Genomic DNA, 17,061 nt, shown 5'->3' with positions numbered 1-17,061 from the left:
TTTCCAAACAGATAGTAAGACTTTACACTTGGCCCCCAAATTTGTTTGGATTGAGATCAATACTTTTTGTGTACACTTTGTTATTAATGAGACTAATGATGCTGTTAACTACAATTGAAGTAAGTACCGTTAACAACGTTAGCCACAACAAGATCAAGATAGATACCTTGGGGAAGAAAACAATACTCTGAAAATAGTAATAACAAAAAAAGGTGTGGGTTAACCAAATATTCATTGAATTTTTACCTAAGTAAGCAAAAGGTCTGGTTAGTTTTAATTTATTCATTAAATGAATACTAACGAGGATAAACAAAGGGGCAATTATCATATCAATCATTGTCTTCTCAAATAGTTGACTCGTGGTACGAAAGCGAAATAACACTACAATTATTATAATATCAAACAGTATGTTATTAAATATGATGGAATTATAAATCTTATTCATCCATGAATACAATTTATATTTAGCAAAGAACAACCCTATCATAAACGGTAGCTGCCAATACATAATACTGTAATAATTGCCTTGTGAATATGAATTATAAAAAACAAGACCGGAAATGAGTAGAGTTACCCATGCGTTACGTTGAATGGCTTGAAAGCTGACCGGAAAAATTAATAGCAGCAGAATATAATCATATAAAAACCACCACTCACCATTATATGAACTTGAGAGCGCTATAAAATTCCGCAAAAAATCCATTATTGAATTATGTTGAAATCTATCAGAATTTCCAAAGAAGTATAGACCAGCTGGGATAAAAAGCAAAAAAACAACCCAGTAATTTATCATTATTTTGCTTAATCTTGTAAAGCTTTTCTGCATTAAATGATGTGGATTTTGAACATTGCTCTTATATAATCCATAACCACTTAGAAACAAAAAAATAGATATTGCTATTTGACCAAAATGTCCTAAATAAAATTCCCCTCTTTCATGAAATAAACTAAATAATGAAACATAGTCATACTTTAATCTATCAGGAAAAGCGAAGAGGTGATGGATCAAAAGTAGTATTACAGCAATACCTTTTGCAATATTTGTTTCTGCAAGCTTTAATTCCTTGTCATGGTGCACACAATATCCTCTTTTCTAGTTGTAATTGAATAGAGATATATTAGCACAAACAAAAAATATAAAATATTTATTTTTTTAAATACTATTTCACCCTCCAGTTTTATACAAAGAAATGCGGCCCCAAAAACCTATAGACCACGCTGTGCCTGAGTTTGTAAGTTATTGGTGAAGTGGACAACCCCCGTGTATGCAACATTTCCCAATTTTATAGAATGATCCATTTATACAATTTTTATCAACACAGTATATCCTTGTTGTTAAAACTTAAAAGTATTATGTATTCAACATTAATATTCGATAATAAAGGTAACAAGATAAAATGAGCAACTACCTCAACCGATGAGGATACTCACAGGAGAATTCGTCATGTTAAAAAAAGTTCTATCCATTGCTCTACTTTCTGTAGCTCTAACAGCTTGTGGAAGCAATTTTAAAGAAACAACGACAAGGTCTGGGTCTTCAAGTACATCCTTTGCCACTGAACAAACAGCAAGCAATGAAAATACTGCTCAGCAAGCTTCTACAGATCATCAGGTCACAGATAAGCAATATTTATTTGCCGAATTCATGAAGGATGGGACACCGGTGTTAACAGAAGATCAAGCTTCTATGGAACAAACATCTTATGACTTCATTGTTAAAAACAGTGACTTATTTCCTTCTACAGGTAAAAGCAAAGTCATTAATCTAGTAGACAAATCTGTAACAACAAAACACTTAAATAAAAATCTGAATTTATACTTAAACAAATTTGTAAAAATAACCGGCGATGTAATAGACATAGAAGAAGATAACATTCCTATAGGGACAACGGCGATCGTTTATATTAGTGATGAAAATGATAATACAGTAATGGCAGTTTATCCGGGAGCAAGTGGAGAGATTTTTGAAGGAGACGTTGCTACAGTTATTGGAGTTCCTATCGCTAATTTTTCATATGAAAATGTTTCAGGTGGCTATACGAATACTACACTGTTAGCAGCTTCTTTTCTCACGAAGGAAAATCAATAAATTTTAATGTGCTTGGCAGCGTCTATAGCGCTCACTTAAAATTTTTCAGGAAACTGGTAGTGTCAAAACCAAAAGGTTGCCGATATTTTGAACGCGAAAGAGAAACTAGCCATCATCGCGGAGATCAAAAGTGGTGTCTTAATCTTTATTTTCCGTCTAAAGACATAGTTTGAATAAAAACAATCCCCTCCGGCCAAGTATGGTTAGCGGGGATTGTTAAGTTGTTTTTGAGTTGTATTTACGATTATCTTTTATTGTGGTTTTCAGGCTCGCGACGTTTTAAACCTGCCAATCCAACTAACCCCAACAAACCAAGCCATCCCCAATTATCATTATCGTCATCATTATTAGTAGTTAGCATTTGTGTTCTACCATTGTCGTTTGTGCCCATATTATTTTGACTGTTTTCAGCAAATGCTACTGCCGCTCCAAAGCTTGAAATCATTAATGCAACAACAACCATTATCTTCATTTTTTTCAACATACCTAAACCACTCCTTTAGATTTGTGTTTGCAATCAATTTTTTAATGTATTTAGCATGCCCAGTAGAACTTATTTCGTATACACACATTAAATCTTCACTACTGGGAATCATAAATTTGTATATCATTAAAATTAAAAAAGGAGTGGTTTTTATAATGGGTATCCTAAGCGGGAATCCAAAAGACGAGCCCATGCATTACGGAGAAGTTTATAGTGTGTGGCAGTTTTCAGCGTTAGCGAAAGGCAGCGTTTCATTTTATCAAGCATGTTTAAACCACGCAGGAGACAAAGAGCTCAAAAAAGTACTGGATGATCTTATTGATCAAGCTAAACTAGAAATCCAAGAATGCGACGCAATGCTTACTGATAATGGAATTGCCCCAGCTCCTATTTTGCCTGAAAGACCGCCTGTGAAACTTGAGGATATCCCGGTTGGTGCAAGGTTTACTGATCCCGAAATTGCAGCTAAAATCGCATTAGATACCTCTGTGGGATTGACGTCTTGCAGCCAAGCTATGGGTCAATCCATTAGAGAGGACATCGGGGCTTTATTTGCGAAATATCATCTAACCAAGACTGCTTTGGGAGTCCGTATTCTAAAAATGAACAAAGAAAAGGGTTGGCTAATACCTCCCCCTCTTCAATTAAAAAGACCTGAACCAGTTAAAGCCTAAAATTCCAGCATAATTCTTCAACACACTGTTCCTTAGATCGTTCAACAAAAATCCCCGCCGACCAGTTAAGGTTTGCGGGGATTTGCTTTGCTTACGTTTAAGCACCTCCGATGGTAACTTAAGGCTGAATACTATTGTGGTGGTTATAGGCTTGATCCAGCACAGTAACAATAAACAAAAAGCTAGCCGCGATGATTAGCAGTACCATTTTTTTTAACATTGGTCATCCACACCTTTTCGATACATAGCTGGCATATTACAGCATCCTGCTAAAAAGTTGCAGACTAATCTGAACGGCGACGTTAAGCTAACGAGCAGGAAGTTCCAATATATGCTACTCAAGTCTCAAGACCTATTCACCAAATAATTTTAAAATTGAATAGATTGTTCACAATCAACATTGATATGCGGCGAAGAGGGAATTTAATCGACCAGAAGAGGTCAATTGTTCTCTCTCCTATTCAGACATCTTACAAAAGAAAAGCACGTCAAATTACTCAGTCGGAGGAATCACTATTTTGAGAAAGCTATCATTCTTTATTACCATTATCATGTTAGGTGCAATGTTGTCCGCTTGTTCTGCCATTACATCCACCGTGGATCAAGCGTCTGCAGGTGTAACGTCCGGCGAGAGCAAAGAAATCGAAAAATACAATGCGTATGTGAGGCTGAATAACTTGATGACAGGCAGAATCAATGAGGTTCTGGTTCATTATTTTGAGAAGTTCGGAGTTGATTCACAGCCTGTAATCGAGAAGAACTTCAGCTTCATCATGCTCGGCGTTGCTGAAACTGAGCGGGAAGTTATTGATAAAGCGAACGGCTATACCGCAAGCCAACCTGCTTTTGCGAACGCAGACCCCGTAGTGATCAAACTGACACCAGTCATCAATGATCTGTTGTCCGTCCTCGACGAGATGAAAGCCTACTATGATACAAAGGGCTACGTGGATGATGATTTCGCAAAAGGAAAACAGCTGCATACCAAGCTGGTAAGTGCCAATCTCGCTTACGAGACTGTCTCCAAACAATACTTCACGGCTATGCAAAAGTTGGGTAACGAGCAACGTCTGGCTGAACTGCAAAAACTCAAGGATTCAGACCAGCAGATCAGGTATAATGCCTTGAAGTTCATGATAGATGCCGAGGCTACGGCCATTGAAATGGATGAGCAGGGTATCACCGCCGACAATGTGCTGCAGCTTGATATGACGAAGTTTAAAGCCAAATACGACATTATGACCGCAGATCTGAGTGCGCTCATGACAATCTCAAAAGACAAGAATCGAGTTCAAAAAGAAGGGATTAACAGCTTCAGTATCAGGAACTATGTTGATTCAGCCACTGAGGCAAAAGCGGCTGCTTCGAAAGTCATTGAACGTATCAATAAGAAGGAACCTGTATCTGATTCTGACCTGAACGGCCAGTTCCTGAACACTACGGATGGCACACCTGAGAATTTCAATTATAAGCTAAGCAAGGCAGTCGAACGATATAATGAAATAAATTAAGCGAATCTACGATAGGGGCTGCGAAAACAAATACGGAGTTCCGGTAACGAAAAAGCTCTGCCAACCATAAGGTTAGCAGAGCTTTTGCTTTAACTCCTCCACTGGTAACTTGAGGGGGAATGCTATGATGGTGGTTAAAAGCTTGATCCGGCACATTAACCATAAACAAAAAGCTAGCCACAATAAGCAGCAGTACCGATTTTTCCAACATTTTTATCCACACCTTTTCAATAAGATTTAAAAGTGTTAAAAAACATTGGCGATTCAATTACAGAAGAGAACCCTAAATGATCGCTCTAATAGGAGGTTTTATTATGATTAAGCGAAAGATGACATCATTATAAAGCAGAAAAGCGAATCCAAGGGTCAATTCAAGTAAAGAAAGGACAGGGTTCACTTCAGACCGCCCTGTCCTTTCTTTATAGATGAGGATAAACGCGTGATCAGTTTACGGTTCGATTCAAGGTTTACAGATCGATTCTCCAGTTTCCCATCATCTTGGCGACTTCCGGGTCACGGTACGATAAGAAAAGACTTTCCCGCGTATCGAGGGTCGAAATTTGTTCGATATCGTCCGCGCTCAACTCAAAATCAAAAATGTCAAAGTTTTCGACGATCCGCTCTTTTCTCACCGATTTTGGGATTACAACGATTTCACGCTGAACAAGCCAGCGCAATACGACCTGAGCGACGGATTTTTTGTGTTTTTCTGCGATCGAGACCAGCACTTCGTTTCTGAACATGTTGTTAAGTCCCTCAGCGAACGGGGCCCACGACTGATGTTGAACTCTCTGCTCTTTCATAAAAGCTGCGCTCTCTGTCTGCTGGTAGAACGGGTGCGTTTCGATCTGGTTGACGGCGGGCACGATTTCGTTATGAACGATGAGGTCCATAAGGCGGTCGGGTAGGAAGTTGCTGACACCGATCGCCTTAATCTTGCCTTCGCGGTACAGGTCTTCCATCGCACGCCAAGCACCGTAGTAATCGCCGAACGGCTGGTGAATAAGGTACAGATCGAGATAGTCGAGTTGCAGCTTCTTCAAGGATTTGGCAAACGCGAGCTTGGCTCTCTCGTAGCCGGCATCCTGAACCCATAGCTTGGTCGTGATGAACAGCTGCTCACGCGGTACGCCGCTGCGCTTGATCGCACGACCGACCGCTTCCTCATTCAGATAACCGGCGGCGGTGTCGATCAGGCGGTAACCAGCCATCAACGCTTCATATACGGCGTTCTCGCATTCTTCAACATCTGGAACTTGGTAGACACCAAAGCCGATAATCGGCATTTTCACACCATTGTTTAATGTCACGGTTTGCATTGTAATTCCTCCCATTGTTCAAATGTAAAGCAAACGGCCGCGGAACTGGGAAATCGGGCACCTCAGTGGGATTCCGCTTACGGTCGACTTGCATTACAATAAACCTATCGCCTTCGTGTTACACGAAGTCAAGCCATCTTCAAAAAAATTTACTTTTCCAAGGAGGATTCCACATGTATACAGTCAAAGAAGCCGCCCAGATAACGGGACTCACCGAGCACGCTGTACGCTTTTACACGGATAAAGGCCTAGTACCAAGCGTACAGCGCAATCAAAACAACATTCGGATGTTCGACGAAGAATCGATCAACTGGTTACATGGCGTCAAATGTCTCAAGCAATCCGGGATGCCGATTGGAGTCATTAAAATGTACGTCGATTTCTGTCTCGAAGGGGATTCGACCATTCCGCAACGCTACACACTCATGATGGAGCATAAGAAAGCGGCGCTCGTTAAGCTCGAAGAAGCCAAACAGCACGTTGCCCATTTGGAACAAAAAACGGCCCTATATCAGGCCATTCTGGAGCACCGTTCTCCAGACACGACCAATCCTGGCAACTGGGATAAAATTCAGCATATGCATAGTGACGTTTTTTACTCGCCCTCTGTTCGGAAGGCTAAAGATCTACGTGAAACACAACTGCTCGAAGAAAATACTCTTTTTTAAACTCCTGGTTGGCTTAGGATGAACAAGATTTACATCAGTCTAGATTGCACTAACACAGAGGCGTTAGTTCAATGAAAACAGCGACAGTCTAGGGCTTTATTTTCTTCGTCCTTTGCTGTCGCTGTTTCAATTTCTAGAGTCAGTCTGCTTTTTTCTAAACTTATATCTTAAATTACTTCTGTTGCTCTAATACTGCGTATTTTAAAATATATTTCGGTATGAATAAGCCTGTAGACTACAATGCGTCGTTAGGCAATAGGGGCCTCCGCAATTGTAATCATAGTTGCAATGAATTGATATGCAAGCATCTTTTGACAAGTTCCGTACATATAAATCGTGGAATAGCAGCATATTACAATTGACCGCTAACTAGAAGGGAACTGTATTGCTGTGGTTGATAAGTTAAAAAAATGGCTGTTTAAACAGCCTTCACGATCCAAAAATGGCAAGAGTCCTAAACCAGTTAATGACGAAAAATCGATTGAGTTATCCAAAGAGCTCAGTGGTACGCTTAAGGACAACGTGACCATGCTGAAGCACGAAATAGGACATAGCACGGATTTCATTCTTCGTTGCTTGAACGATAAACAGGGTAATCCGGTTCTCGCTGTAGCTTTTCTTCAGGGCCTGATTGATCAGCAAATTTTAACGACACTGCTGGAGGAGCTCACTGCAGGTATTCGAAATGGGGATCTCTCTGATCGTAATGTTGAAAGTTGGTTAATGGATCGTATTCCTATTGGAGGCATCACTTGCCTTGAAAATGAGCAAGCACTTATCCATGCCGTTCTTTATGGACAGGTGGCTCTCCTTGTCGAAGGCAGCACCAAGGCCTTTGCTGTTTCTATCAGCGGGGGGGCTAAAAGAGCGGTTGAGGAGCCAACATCGCAGACAGTAATTCGCGGCCCTAAAGAGGGGTTTACGGAGGATATATCCACCAATATCGCACTCCTTCGGAGAAGGATCAAATCAACTGAACTCCACTTTGATTCTCGAATTATCGGATCATATACGCAGACAAAGGTATCGGTGGCATATATTCGAGGCATTGCAGATCCGGAGGTGGTTAAGGAAATCTCCAGACGGTTAGACTCCATCAACACTGACAGTATTCTCGAAAGTGGATATATCGAGGAATTTATTCAAGATGGGGTATGGACACCATTTCCAACCATTCATAACACCGAGCGCCCGGATTCTGTAGCATGTAGCTTGCTTGAAGGGCTGGTAGCGATATTGGTTGATGGGACCCCATTTGCGCTGATTGCTCCCGTAACCCTTTTTCGGTTTATCGCATCCAGTGAGGATTACTACCAGCGATATGATTTGGCATCTTTTCTTCGGATCGTTCGGATGGCATCCTTTTTCTTGGCATTGCTATTACCCTCATTCTTTATTGCAACAACTACGTTTCATCAGGAAATGCTGCCTACAACACTGCTTATCACTCTGGCTGCACAGAGAGAGAATACACCATTGCCCGCCCTGCTTGAAGCAATGCTAATGGAGCTGACCTTCGAGGTTATCCGCGAAGCAGGAGTACGAATGCCGCGTGCTGTAGGGCCTGCAATCTCTATTGTTGGGGCTTTGGTTCTTGGACAAGCTGCCGTTCAGGCGGGATTGGTTTCCGCAGCTATGGTGATTGTAGTATCATTCACGGCTATATGCAACTTTGTGCTACCTGCGATCAATATGGCGGGGGCTGTTCGTTTACTCAGGTTTGTACTCATGCTGTTAGCGGGCTTATTTGGGTTATATGGCGTTTTGGCGGGCTTGGTCCCCATCCTCGTTCGATTAGTATCTATGAATTCGTTCGGCGTTCCTTATATGGTACCGATCGCACCTTTCTATAAGAGCAATATGAAAGACCTGTTTGTGCGTGTACCTTGGTGGAAGATGAAGAAACGACCGGTAATGATTGGGGATTCCAATCCAGTAAGGCAGGCAACGGAACAGGAATCATTTGCAGAACAGGCAGGGGAACATGGCCGAGATCCCATGGCGTAAGGAGGAACCGGTATGTCCCAATTAGGAAGGTTTTTTATGGTCCTGGTCGTGTTATTCAGTTTGACGGGTTGCTGGAATCGAGTCGAACTGAATGAGCTGTGGGTAACTGCGGCTACAGGAGTAGATATGATGGACGACGGACAGTGGATGATGTCCTATCAAATTATTGTTCCTTCCGCCATTGCAAGTGGAACCGGAGGAGGATCGGGAAGCTCTTCCCAACCCGCATCCCATGTATTCTCTATAAAGTCCAAAACCTATAACCAGGCCTTATCGTACAGCAATTTGGAAACATCAAGACGAATCTACATAGCACATAATCGTGTTATATATATCGGTAAGAGAGCGGCTGAGAAGGGAATGGATCGTATAATCGATTTTTATCTTCGTAATACGGAAGCGAGAGAAATGGTATCTATAATTATAACGGATGGACTAGCATCCGATCTAATAAAGAAATTATTGCCTCCTGAAAAACTTCAAGGCGCCGCCATGGCTGAATTGATCGACAAAGAGAGCGATAGTTTATCGTTGTTTCCGAAAGTTAGGGTTTATGATTTCGTATTGAGCATGAACTCGGATTCCAAATCCATTGGGGTACCAGTCGCCGAATTAATCGGAGAGAGAGACCATGAGAACGAGAAGGAAGCAGAGAGTCTGGATGTTTTTAAAAAAACCTCGACCCCGCTCAAGCTGGCATTGACTAAATTAGGGGTGTTTCAAAACGGAAAGCTTAAAGGATTTCTCAACAAGGAAGAGAGTCTGGGAGTATCTTATCTGTCCCAAAAGGTTAACAACTCCGAAATTTCGTTCCCATGCAGCGAACAACTCGGTAGGGAAATGTACTCTTCTCTAACAGTAAATTCTGCAGATGTAAAACTTATACCCAGAAAAACGAGTTTTCATTACACCATGCAGGTTAGAGTTAAAATTAACGGAACTTTAAATGAAAGCACATGCACTAAGGATATTTCCAAGACGAAAACCATACATGATATGGAAAAAGAGATTGGAAAAGAAGTAACCAGAACGATAAATGAGGGCTGGGATAAACTCCAGGAACTGGGTGTGGACGCAACTGGTTTTGCTGACCGGATTCACCGAAGGTTCCCAAGGGAGTGGGAGACGGTGAAAGAAGACTGGGAGCAGGAGTTCAAAAAGATAGAACTGGACATTCGAGTAGATGCACGGATTCAGCGTCCTGGACTCCTGCAGAAGCATATCGGAAGTCAAACCTAACCCATTGTATAAAGGAGCCTAAACAGTATGAATAAAACCGTCACCAGGGTATCCGGGTTAGCTATCGCTTTTTCCTTGTTTCAGGTTGGCAGTACAACATTATTCCTATTGGGAGCTAAAGCCAAGCAGGATGCATGGCTAGCCATGCTGATAGGTGCACTTGCGGGCTTCGTCCTGCTAATCATGTATTTATACATGCATAAACTTGATCCACATCGAGATTTGTACGAGCTCCTATGCCATTATTGGGGAAAATGGATAGGTAGTCTGGGGGGACTTTTGTTCATCGGTTACTTTGCTTATGAAGCTTCCAGGAATGTCAGGGACATGGGTGAGCTCGGCGCATTGACATTGCTGAACAGAACCCCTACCGAAGTTATTACGTTTATAGCGTTAATTGTCTGTGCCGATGTGGTACGGTTTGGACCGAGAGTCTGGTTCCTTCTATGTCATATATTTTTGCTTCTGTTGGTGTTTGGTTACGGCATTTTACTATTGCTTACTCTTTTTACTGGACTTATTCACTTTGAGTTTTTGTTTCCTGTATTGGAGAACGGTTTAACTCCCGTATTGAAGGCTGCCATTCCCGAGATCGTGTCTTTTCCTTTCGGTCAAACGGTTCTTTTTCTTGTGCTATTCAAGATCGTCACGGATAAACGTAAGTTAAAGCGATCGATCATCATTGTTTACTGGTTCACTGCTGTGTTCCTTATCGTTTTGAATGAACTATCAGTCCTTGTTCTCGGTCCAGATTGGGCAGCATCAAGCACCTATCCCTTGTTTGAGGTTACTCAACTAATTGAGCTACCGAAGATCGTTGAGAGAGCTGATGTCCTGTTTACGATGATTCTATTTATTGGACTCGGAATCAAAACGGCTGGTTTTATGTTTGGTGCCGTCATAGGGTTTCAAACGATAACCCCCTTTAGATATAAGCCTGCGTTACTGTTGCTAAGCATCATCATATACTCTCTTACGTTTCTATCTCCTAGGTTAACCGAATTTTTGTGGTTCGGTCTTCATGTAGCCTTGGTTCAAGTCTGGCCTATCTTTCAAATTGCTCTGCCTGTCCTCCTTTTCCTGACCATGCTAATTCGAAAGAAGAAGAGAAGGGCTTATAGTTAGCAGCTACTGTAGTCATGAGCATGTTGATTTTACGCACCGGTTGAAACTTCTTCTACGGAAGGTCGTGTGGCGAAAAACCTGCTAAAACAGGATTTCAAGGCGCACAAACCTAATCAAAATTGGGTCACAGATATAACGCAATATCGTGTAGGGGATTGCTGGGTATATCTGTCTGCGATTAAAGATAATTCAACAATGAAATTGTAGCCCACCAACTCAGCAAACATAACGACAACGAATTGATTGTATAGACGTTCGCCAAAGCCTTTGCCAAGCAAAAAGACGTGACCGGACTGGTCGTTCACAGCGGCTAGGGCTTCCAGTACAATTCGGTGCGGTGTCGATGATATATTTCTCTATAAATAGATCATAAAAATAGCCTTCTGGTAAACCCATAGCCTCAGTAATGCGATCTATCTGGTTAACAGACATAGACTTATTCCCTGTCACAATAGCACTTACTATCCCCCTATTCATGCCTGCTATATGCCCGAATTGCGTTAGACTCATGCCCTCTTGTTTTAAGTATCTGTCTAATTCTGCTCGTATCGTAGGTGTATGCTTCATGACATAGCCACCTTTCGCATAGAAATTCCATATTTTCTAAAAACAAAGAAGATTGTCCAGAATCACAAAAAAGCGCGACCTCCAAAAAGCTTGGAAGCCGCGCTGTGCTTGAGTTGATAGCTATGCTGGTGAAGGGAATTGAACCCCCGGCCTACGCATTACGAGTGCGTTGAAATAGAGTTCTAATAGGCTTTAAAAGGCTCCTATAGCCTGTCCAACAATAAATAGGGTTCCGTCAGGTATTACAGATATCCGTATTTCGGTAGAAGATTTGGTAGAAGAAAATAATTGAGGCAACAAGTACAAGGCAGATGCCTTAATGGTCTCAAGTCCCTCCGTCTCATCTCCAGATCCTTCATAGCAGCATCCTACGGTCGCCTGCTGAAAACTGTAGACTGAACCGCGACGTTAAGCTAACGGGCAGGATAGTTCAAATACGTGGTATCATGTGGTGAGTAATTAATGGAGCCCTCTTTTACAATGTTGAGAATGGGGGAAATCGTGGTCGGCTTGGAATGGGAAGGTTTGTATAGAGAATTGTTGGGAGATGGAAACCAATTGCATATGGAAGGCGCAATGGATGTCTGTCATCGCTTATCAAAGACCCATCGAATGTTCGTAATCACGAATGGTATCACTCACACGCAAATCAAACGCTTGAAGCAGTCTGGGCTATATAAGTTTTTCAAGGATATCTTTGATTCGCAAAGCATTGGTTATCAAAAACCGAAGGAAGAATTTTTCAATTACGTCATAAGTCATATTTCAGAATTTAATAGAAAGGATGCGCTTGTCATTGGAGATTCATTAAATACGAATATCAAAGGTGGTCTTCAGTCGGGCATTGACACCTGTTGGGTCAACAGAACCGGACAAATAAGTCCGGCAGAAATTAAAAGCACATATACAATCTCAAACTTAATGGAGCTCACTTCCATCTGTTAGGCTGTAAAAACAAACGTTTGTGCCGCCTCAATTATCACTTTTTGGTGACTATATCACAAAAAAGTGGGTACTGTTTTTCTTGTAACTTTTCCCCCATACTATCGTTCATAGGAGGTTCATGAAGCAGACAGAGCATCCTATACCATATAAATCATTATAAAAGGAGTGTAATAGAATGGGGAAATTTGACGGGAAGGTAGCAGTTGTAACCGGAGGTACAAGCGGCATCGGTCTCGCGTCGGCACAACAGTTCGTAAAAGAAGGGGCTTACGTTTTTATCACGGGACGCAGACAACGTGAACTGGATGAAGCAGTAAAGCAGATCGGAAAGAATGTTACAGGTGTCCGAGGTGACATATCTAAATCGGAAGATCTAGATATTTTATTCGAAACAGTTAAGCGAGAAAAGGGACACTTGGACATTCTCTTTGCAAATGCCGGACTAGGGTCATTTCTTCCATTAGGAGAAATTACAGAAGCACAATACTACAAGACTTTCGATGTCAACGTGAAAGGAACCATCTTTACAGTACAAAAGGCATTAGCTTTGTTTCCAAATAAAAGAGGTTCGATTATTCTAACGGGATCCACTGCTGGCTCGACGGGGATGCCAGCGTTTAGTATCTATGGTGCATCCAAGGCAGCGATCAGACAGCTCGTCCGCAGCTGGATTCTTGATATGAGAGGGACCGAAATTCGTATAAACATCCTTAGTCCGGGAACAATCGTAACGCCAGCGTACGATGAGTTATTTGGCTCTGAACTAGATCATTTACTTGAACAGGCAAAAAATGATATTCCGCTCGGCAGAGTGGGGCAGGTTGAAGAGATCTCCAATGCTGTCATGTTCCTAGCCTCTAATGAAAGCAGCTATATGAACGGCGTTGAATTATTCGTAGATGGCGGAGTAGCTCAAGTTTAACCAGGACATAATAATTTTCAAACGACAAAGATTTTTAAATCAACTTAAATGCGATTGTATTATCCCCTCCATGTAACGTTCAATTTTTCCTTCAGTGATCCTTGAAGGATCAAGCGATACATGAAGGGGATATTCTTAGATCGGGAGATGGTGCATTGATATGAAAACATTTTTCTGTGAACTGGAAGTTACACTAGAGGTTATCGGAGGAAAGTGGAAGGGGCTTGTTCTGTACTATTTAATAAAAGGACCTAAACGGACGGGAGAGCTTAAGCGACTCGTTCATAATATATCGCAAAAGATGCTGATTCAAACTCTTCGGGAACTGGAAACAGACGGATTAATTCGCAGAAAGATGTACAATCAGGTACCGCCTAAGGTGGAATATTCAACGACGGAACTGGGTCAATCACTTGAACCCATTTTGAGATCGCTTTGTGATTGGGGGGGGAATTACGCAGAGCAATCCTTCGCTCCGGGCGAGATTGAGATTTTGTATCTGGATTAACTGTCGGGGGACAAGAGCATAGTCCCATTTGAAGTCGCTATTTTAGCGGCTTTTTTGTTTGAAGTATATAAGTTTTTGTCGTTTATCTGTGTATGTCTGCAAGAAATTATTTTCTTGACTGTTTAGTCTCGAAAAAATATAATGATGATCAAAGGAGGATGAAATTGGGAAGAAACAAAGAGTTTGATACGACAGAAGTACTGCATAAAGCTATGGAAGTATTTGGACATTACGGCTATGAAGGGACCACATTGCCTGAGCTGTTAAAAGGACTCGGTATTGCCCGGCAAAGTTTATACGACACTTATGGTACAAAAAGAGACTTGTTTATTCTTGCTCTTAAGCATTATGTTAATGAGAAGAGTAATGCAGCCATGAAGTACTTAGAGACCTCTGAATCTGCAAAGCAGGGGATAGCTTATGTATTTCATGAAGCAGCAAAGGTATTAATGGACAAGGATCGTCAAAAGGAATGCTTTATTATTTTTTCTGCTATTGATCAGATGCCTCATGACATGGAGATCCGAGCTTTTTTATTAAAAGATTTGAACACGCTAGAAGAAGCCTTTTATACAGCTCTGGTTCGGGGCCAGGAGAATGGAGAAATTCAGAGTGACCGAGACCCGCGAGCCTTGGCGCGTTACTTGAATTTTGCAAGATACTCTTTGACCCAATTGGCCAAGATGACGAGTGACTCCAATGTTATGGATGATTACGTCACGGTAAGTTTATCTACCTTGGATTAATAATGGAGCTGTATCATGGCTTCATTATTATTTTTCGAAATTACAGACTGAATAGTCCGATATTATTTTTTTAATTATTCCGGACTAAACAGTCTACAAACAGGAGAGATGAATATGACAAGTGGATATTTTCTTGAGGCCCAGGCAATCGAAATTCTAAAGGGATTTCAGAGTAGCTTAGTAAAGCAGGATTTTGATCAATGGTTCGCGCTATTTAGTGAAGATGCCGTTGTTGAATTTCCTTATGCTCCAGCGGGTTATACTCAAAGGCTGGTTGGTATTAAAGAGATTCGTAAATATGTTTATGAGCTGTTCAAACAAGTGAGAATCCTCTCTTTCTCTTCTCCACATCTGTTAGTGACTAATGATAAAATGGTTGCCGAATATACATGCGATGCAGTAATGACAGGAACAGATAAACCGTATCGGCAGCAGTATATTTCCATATTCCATATAAAAGATGGAAAGATAACGCTTTTTAAGGATTATTGGAATCCAATCGTCTTACTTGAAGCCGTACAAGCTTAGGTTTATAAACTGATATCTAAAAGGAGATAAAATAAAATGATGAATCAACGAAATATACTTATTACAGGCGGAACAGGAAAGACAGGAAAAAGAATTGTAGAAAGGCTGAATCAGCAGGGATATTCCTATAAAATTACCATGAGGAATGCCGAAGCCATTACAGCCCCTGAGAAACAAGTCCATTTCAACTGGTACGACAGTTCGACGTTTCTCCCTGCTTTGCATCATATTGAACGAGTGTATTTGGTTGCGCCAGTGGGGGATCCAGAACCCATTAAAGTAATGAAACCATTTATTAAAATGGCGTTGGAACAGGGCGTACGTCGGTTTGTATTTCTCAGCAGCGCATCCTTTCCTGAGGAAGGTCCGGTATTTGGTCCTGTTCATCAATTATTGAAGAAATTAGCGCCGGAATGGACCGTGCTCAGGCCTTCCTATTTCATGCAAAATTTCACCGAAGGTCAGCATGCAGCGACCATCTCACAACAGGATTTGATTATTAGCGCAACAGGACAAGGCAAAGTTGGTTTTGTCGCAGCTGAAGACATCGCAGAAGTCGCTTTTAGAGCACTTATTGATGAGGATGCACATAATACCGAGCATATCATTACGGGACCGAATTCTCTTTCATATGATGACGTTAGTCGAATTATTAGTGAAGTAACGGGAAGAAAGGTTATACACCAATCCATATCTGATGATGAATTGACCCGCAGTTGGTTAGCAGCAGGGATAAGTAAGGATTATGCTGAAATCATGTCCAGACTCGACCGTAAAATTCGCGAGGAAGGAGCGGAAGATCTAAGTACGGATACTGTAATGAGGGTAACTGGAAAAGCACCTGTCTCTTTCCAACAATTTGCACAGAGACACGCAAACATCTGGATGAAGGAATTGACCAATACTATGACATTTTAGCCAAACTCAAACAGCGTGGATTAATTCGTAATTGGCGCACGCTGGCACCGGGATCTGCAAGGTACTGACACGGTATTTGTTCTTTGCACGATACGGATTGATGCAAGCGGCCAAAATGAGAGACAATCCGCAGGTGTTATTCAAATATTTACACTGCTGAATTCAAAGGCCTAATGAAGTTTAGATTTCAACCATTTTTTCATGGACCTGACTTCTTCAAAAATCCTTTGAGATGGTACATCGGAGATTAGTGATATCGCAGAAATAGATAGAAAGTTAATTGAATTCGTATTGATAAATGATTAAGCTAACGGGATACGTTAGTTCAATGAAACAGATGAAGCAGCGACAGTCTAGGGCATATTTTCTCGTCCTAGCCTACCGTTGTTTCTTTTATTGTAGTTATCAAAACTTTATTTTCTGCGAACATTTAAAAAGTGGATTCAGAGCACCTTGAATGCACATCTGTAAACAATTTTCATCTAAAAGGCTATGCGGACCTTAAGGTTAGCAGAGCTTTTTGTCCACTCTAAATTCAAATTGATTCCGTATGTAATACGCTCCGGCAATCTTGACTGAATCAGGCGAAAACTTTTCTATAGTGCCACCATAATCTACAACCGACACCATATCCTCTCTCAACGACTGAACAACGTACACTCTTGCTTGACTCAATGCAGCTGCAAATAGTTGTTCTATGTCTGACTTTAACACCCTATATGTATGATTCATGCTATCACCTCGATAATTCTTTCGCTGAACGGTGTAGTAATTCCTTCAATAAAACAATCCCCGTCAACCAGTTAAGGTT

The 17,061-nt window shown here is 41.3% G+C and carries 18 protein-coding genes and 1 pseudogene; 13 read left to right on the top strand and 6 right to left on the bottom strand.

Annotated elements, in window-relative coordinates; translation table 11 throughout:
• Positions 1–22 precede the first annotated feature (22 nt).
• On the bottom strand, positions 23–1,078 hold the full coding sequence (locus tag WA407_RS17510) for an acyltransferase family protein (protein WP_336077897.1): 1,056 nt from the start codon (positions 1,076–1,078) through the stop codon (positions 23–25).
• Between the two features lie 366 nt (positions 1,079–1,444).
• On the opposite strand from WA407_RS17510, the gene WA407_RS17505 reads away from it, so the two are divergent.
• Positions 1,445–2,089 (top strand): hypothetical protein, encoded by a 645-nt coding sequence (locus WA407_RS17505; RefSeq protein ID WP_336077896.1) that lies wholly within the window; start codon positions 1,445–1,447, stop codon positions 2,087–2,089.
• Between the two features lie 244 nt (positions 2,090–2,333).
• On the opposite strand, the gene WA407_RS17500 is transcribed toward WA407_RS17505, so the two are convergent.
• Positions 2,334–2,573 carry a WGxxGxxG family protein gene (locus tag WA407_RS17500; protein ID WP_336077895.1) on the bottom strand — a complete coding sequence of 80 codons (240 nt, stop codon included), beginning with the start codon at positions 2,571–2,573 and terminating at the stop codon, positions 2,334–2,336.
• A 155-nt stretch (positions 2,574–2,728) separates the two neighbouring features.
• On the opposite strand from WA407_RS17500, the gene WA407_RS17495 reads away from it, so the two are divergent.
• Together WA407_RS17495 and WA407_RS17490 are read left to right on the top strand one after the other, a co-directional pair.
• Positions 2,729–3,247 (top strand): DUF3231 family protein, encoded by a 519-nt coding sequence (locus WA407_RS17495; protein ID WP_069290956.1) that lies wholly within the window; start codon positions 2,729–2,731, stop codon positions 3,245–3,247.
• 518 nt (positions 3,248–3,765) lie between these two features.
• Positions 3,766–4,758 carry a YiiG family protein gene (locus WA407_RS17490; RefSeq protein WP_235307082.1) on the top strand — a complete coding sequence of 331 codons (993 nt, stop codon included), beginning with the start codon at positions 3,766–3,768 and terminating at the stop codon, positions 4,756–4,758.
• Between the two features lie 467 nt (positions 4,759–5,225).
• On the opposite strand, the gene WA407_RS17485 is transcribed toward WA407_RS17490, so the two are convergent.
• The gene (locus WA407_RS17485; protein ID WP_336077894.1) at positions 5,226–6,077 is read right to left on the bottom strand and encodes an aldo/keto reductase; all 852 of its coding nucleotides are present in this window, start codon (positions 6,075–6,077) and stop codon (positions 5,226–5,228) included.
• Between the two features lie 173 nt (positions 6,078–6,250).
• Between WA407_RS17485 and WA407_RS17480 the strand changes: the two genes are divergently transcribed.
• From WA407_RS17480 to WA407_RS17465, 4 genes are all read left to right on the top strand, one after another.
• On the top strand, positions 6,251–6,745 hold the full coding sequence (locus tag WA407_RS17480) for a MerR family transcriptional regulator (protein WP_254328946.1): 495 nt from the start codon (positions 6,251–6,253) through the stop codon (positions 6,743–6,745).
• Between the two features lie 390 nt (positions 6,746–7,135).
• On the top strand, positions 7,136–8,752 hold the full coding sequence (locus WA407_RS17475; RefSeq protein WP_336077893.1) for a spore germination protein: 1,617 nt from the start codon (positions 7,136–7,138) through the stop codon (positions 8,750–8,752).
• Positions 8,753–8,764: 12 nt separating this feature from the next.
• Positions 8,765–9,991, top strand: a complete 1,227-nt coding sequence (locus WA407_RS17470; protein ID WP_336077892.1) for a Ger(x)C family spore germination protein — start codon at positions 8,765–8,767, stop codon at positions 9,989–9,991.
• A 27-nt stretch (positions 9,992–10,018) separates the two neighbouring features.
• Positions 10,019–11,116, top strand: coding sequence for a GerAB/ArcD/ProY family transporter (locus WA407_RS17465; RefSeq protein WP_336077891.1), 1,098 nt, complete (start codon positions 10,019–10,021; stop codon positions 11,114–11,116).
• A gap of 113 nt (positions 11,117–11,229) precedes the next feature.
• Here the strand turns inward: WA407_RS17465 and WA407_RS17460 are convergent, their stop codons facing one another.
• Both WA407_RS17460 and WA407_RS17455 read right to left on the bottom strand, forming a co-directional pair.
• Positions 11,230–11,421 (bottom strand): hypothetical protein, encoded by a 192-nt coding sequence (locus WA407_RS17460; protein ID WP_336077994.1) that lies wholly within the window; start codon positions 11,419–11,421, stop codon positions 11,230–11,232.
• 22 nt (positions 11,422–11,443) lie between these two features.
• Positions 11,444–11,683 (bottom strand): annotated as a pseudogene (locus WA407_RS17455) (transcriptional regulator); the annotation flags it as partial.
• Between the two features lie 480 nt (positions 11,684–12,163).
• Between WA407_RS17455 and WA407_RS17450 the strand changes: the two are divergent.
• The 6 genes from WA407_RS17450 (at position 12,164) to WA407_RS17425 (ending at position 16,250) form a co-directional block, all read left to right on the top strand.
• Entirely contained in the window at positions 12,164–12,628 is a 465-nt protein-coding gene (locus tag WA407_RS17450) for an HAD-IA family hydrolase (RefSeq protein WP_336077890.1), read from the top strand.
• Between the two features lie 175 nt (positions 12,629–12,803).
• The gene (locus tag WA407_RS17445; RefSeq protein WP_013369142.1) at positions 12,804–13,550 is read left to right on the top strand and encodes an SDR family NAD(P)-dependent oxidoreductase; all 747 of its coding nucleotides are present in this window, start codon (positions 12,804–12,806) and stop codon (positions 13,548–13,550) included.
• A 160-nt stretch (positions 13,551–13,710) separates the two neighbouring features.
• On the top strand, positions 13,711–14,058 hold the full coding sequence (locus WA407_RS17440; protein WP_019685981.1) for a winged helix-turn-helix transcriptional regulator: 348 nt from the start codon (positions 13,711–13,713) through the stop codon (positions 14,056–14,058).
• Between the two features lie 164 nt (positions 14,059–14,222).
• On the top strand, positions 14,223–14,804 hold the full coding sequence (locus tag WA407_RS17435) for a TetR/AcrR family transcriptional regulator (RefSeq protein WP_235307077.1): 582 nt from the start codon (positions 14,223–14,225) through the stop codon (positions 14,802–14,804).
• A 114-nt stretch (positions 14,805–14,918) separates the two neighbouring features.
• On the top strand, positions 14,919–15,332 hold the full coding sequence (locus WA407_RS17430) for a nuclear transport factor 2 family protein (protein ID WP_235307076.1): 414 nt from the start codon (positions 14,919–14,921) through the stop codon (positions 15,330–15,332).
• Positions 15,333–15,368: 36 nt separating this feature from the next.
• Positions 15,369–16,250: an ergot alkaloid biosynthesis protein gene (locus tag WA407_RS17425; protein WP_336077889.1), complete on the top strand. Its 882-nt coding sequence runs from the start codon at positions 15,369–15,371 to the stop codon at positions 16,248–16,250.
• A gap of 507 nt (positions 16,251–16,757) precedes the next feature.
• On the opposite strand, the gene WA407_RS17420 is transcribed toward WA407_RS17425, so the two are convergent.
• Positions 16,758–16,982 (bottom strand): hypothetical protein, encoded by a 225-nt coding sequence (locus tag WA407_RS17420; RefSeq protein ID WP_254328941.1) that lies wholly within the window; start codon positions 16,980–16,982, stop codon positions 16,758–16,760.
• Between the last annotated feature and the right edge of the window lie 79 nt (positions 16,983–17,061).

It is taken from the genome of Paenibacillus sp. 203 (assembly GCF_037027525.1).
In the GTDB taxonomy this organism is placed as follows: Bacteria; Bacillota; Bacilli; order Paenibacillales; family Paenibacillaceae; genus Paenibacillus; species Paenibacillus polymyxa_B.
Note: the sequence above shows the minus strand (reverse complement) of the source record. Positions and strands in the feature narration are given on the sequence as shown.

What these genes read in the sequence shown, in the direction of transcription:
- WA407_RS17505 (WP_336077896.1), top strand. Translation starts at nt 1,445, where the DNA reads ATGTTAAAAAAAGTTCTATCCATTGCTCTACTTTCTGTAGCTCTAACA.
- WA407_RS17480 (WP_254328946.1), top strand. Translation starts at nt 6,251, where the DNA reads ATGTATACAGTCAAAGAAGCCGCCCAGATAACGGGACTCACCGAGCAC.
- WA407_RS17465 (WP_336077891.1), top strand. Translation starts at nt 10,019, where the DNA reads ATGAATAAAACCGTCACCAGGGTATCCGGGTTAGCTATCGCTTTTTCC.
- WA407_RS17445 (WP_013369142.1), top strand. Translation starts at nt 12,804, where the DNA reads ATGGGGAAATTTGACGGGAAGGTAGCAGTTGTAACCGGAGGTACAAGC.
- WA407_RS17495 (WP_069290956.1), top strand. Translation starts at nt 2,729, where the DNA reads ATGGGTATCCTAAGCGGGAATCCAAAAGACGAGCCCATGCATTACGGA.
- WA407_RS17450 (WP_336077890.1), top strand. Translation starts at nt 12,164, where the DNA reads ATGTTGAGAATGGGGGAAATCGTGGTCGGCTTGGAATGGGAAGGTTTG.
- WA407_RS17425 (WP_336077889.1), top strand. Translation starts at nt 15,369, where the DNA reads ATGATGAATCAACGAAATATACTTATTACAGGCGGAACAGGAAAGACA.
- WA407_RS17500 (WP_336077895.1), bottom strand. Translation starts at nt 2,573, where the DNA reads ATGTTGAAAAAAATGAAGATAATGGTTGTTGTTGCATTAATGATTTCA.
- WA407_RS17430 (WP_235307076.1), top strand. Translation starts at nt 14,919, where the DNA reads ATGACAAGTGGATATTTTCTTGAGGCCCAGGCAATCGAAATTCTAAAG.
- WA407_RS17470 (WP_336077892.1), top strand. Translation starts at nt 8,765, where the DNA reads ATGTCCCAATTAGGAAGGTTTTTTATGGTCCTGGTCGTGTTATTCAGT.
- WA407_RS17485 (WP_336077894.1), bottom strand. Translation starts at nt 6,077, where the DNA reads ATGCAAACCGTGACATTAAACAATGGTGTGAAAATGCCGATTATCGGC.
- WA407_RS17440 (WP_019685981.1), top strand. Translation starts at nt 13,711, where the DNA reads ATGAAAACATTTTTCTGTGAACTGGAAGTTACACTAGAGGTTATCGGA.
- WA407_RS17420 (WP_254328941.1), bottom strand. Translation starts at nt 16,982, where the DNA reads ATGAATCATACATATAGGGTGTTAAAGTCAGACATAGAACAACTATTT.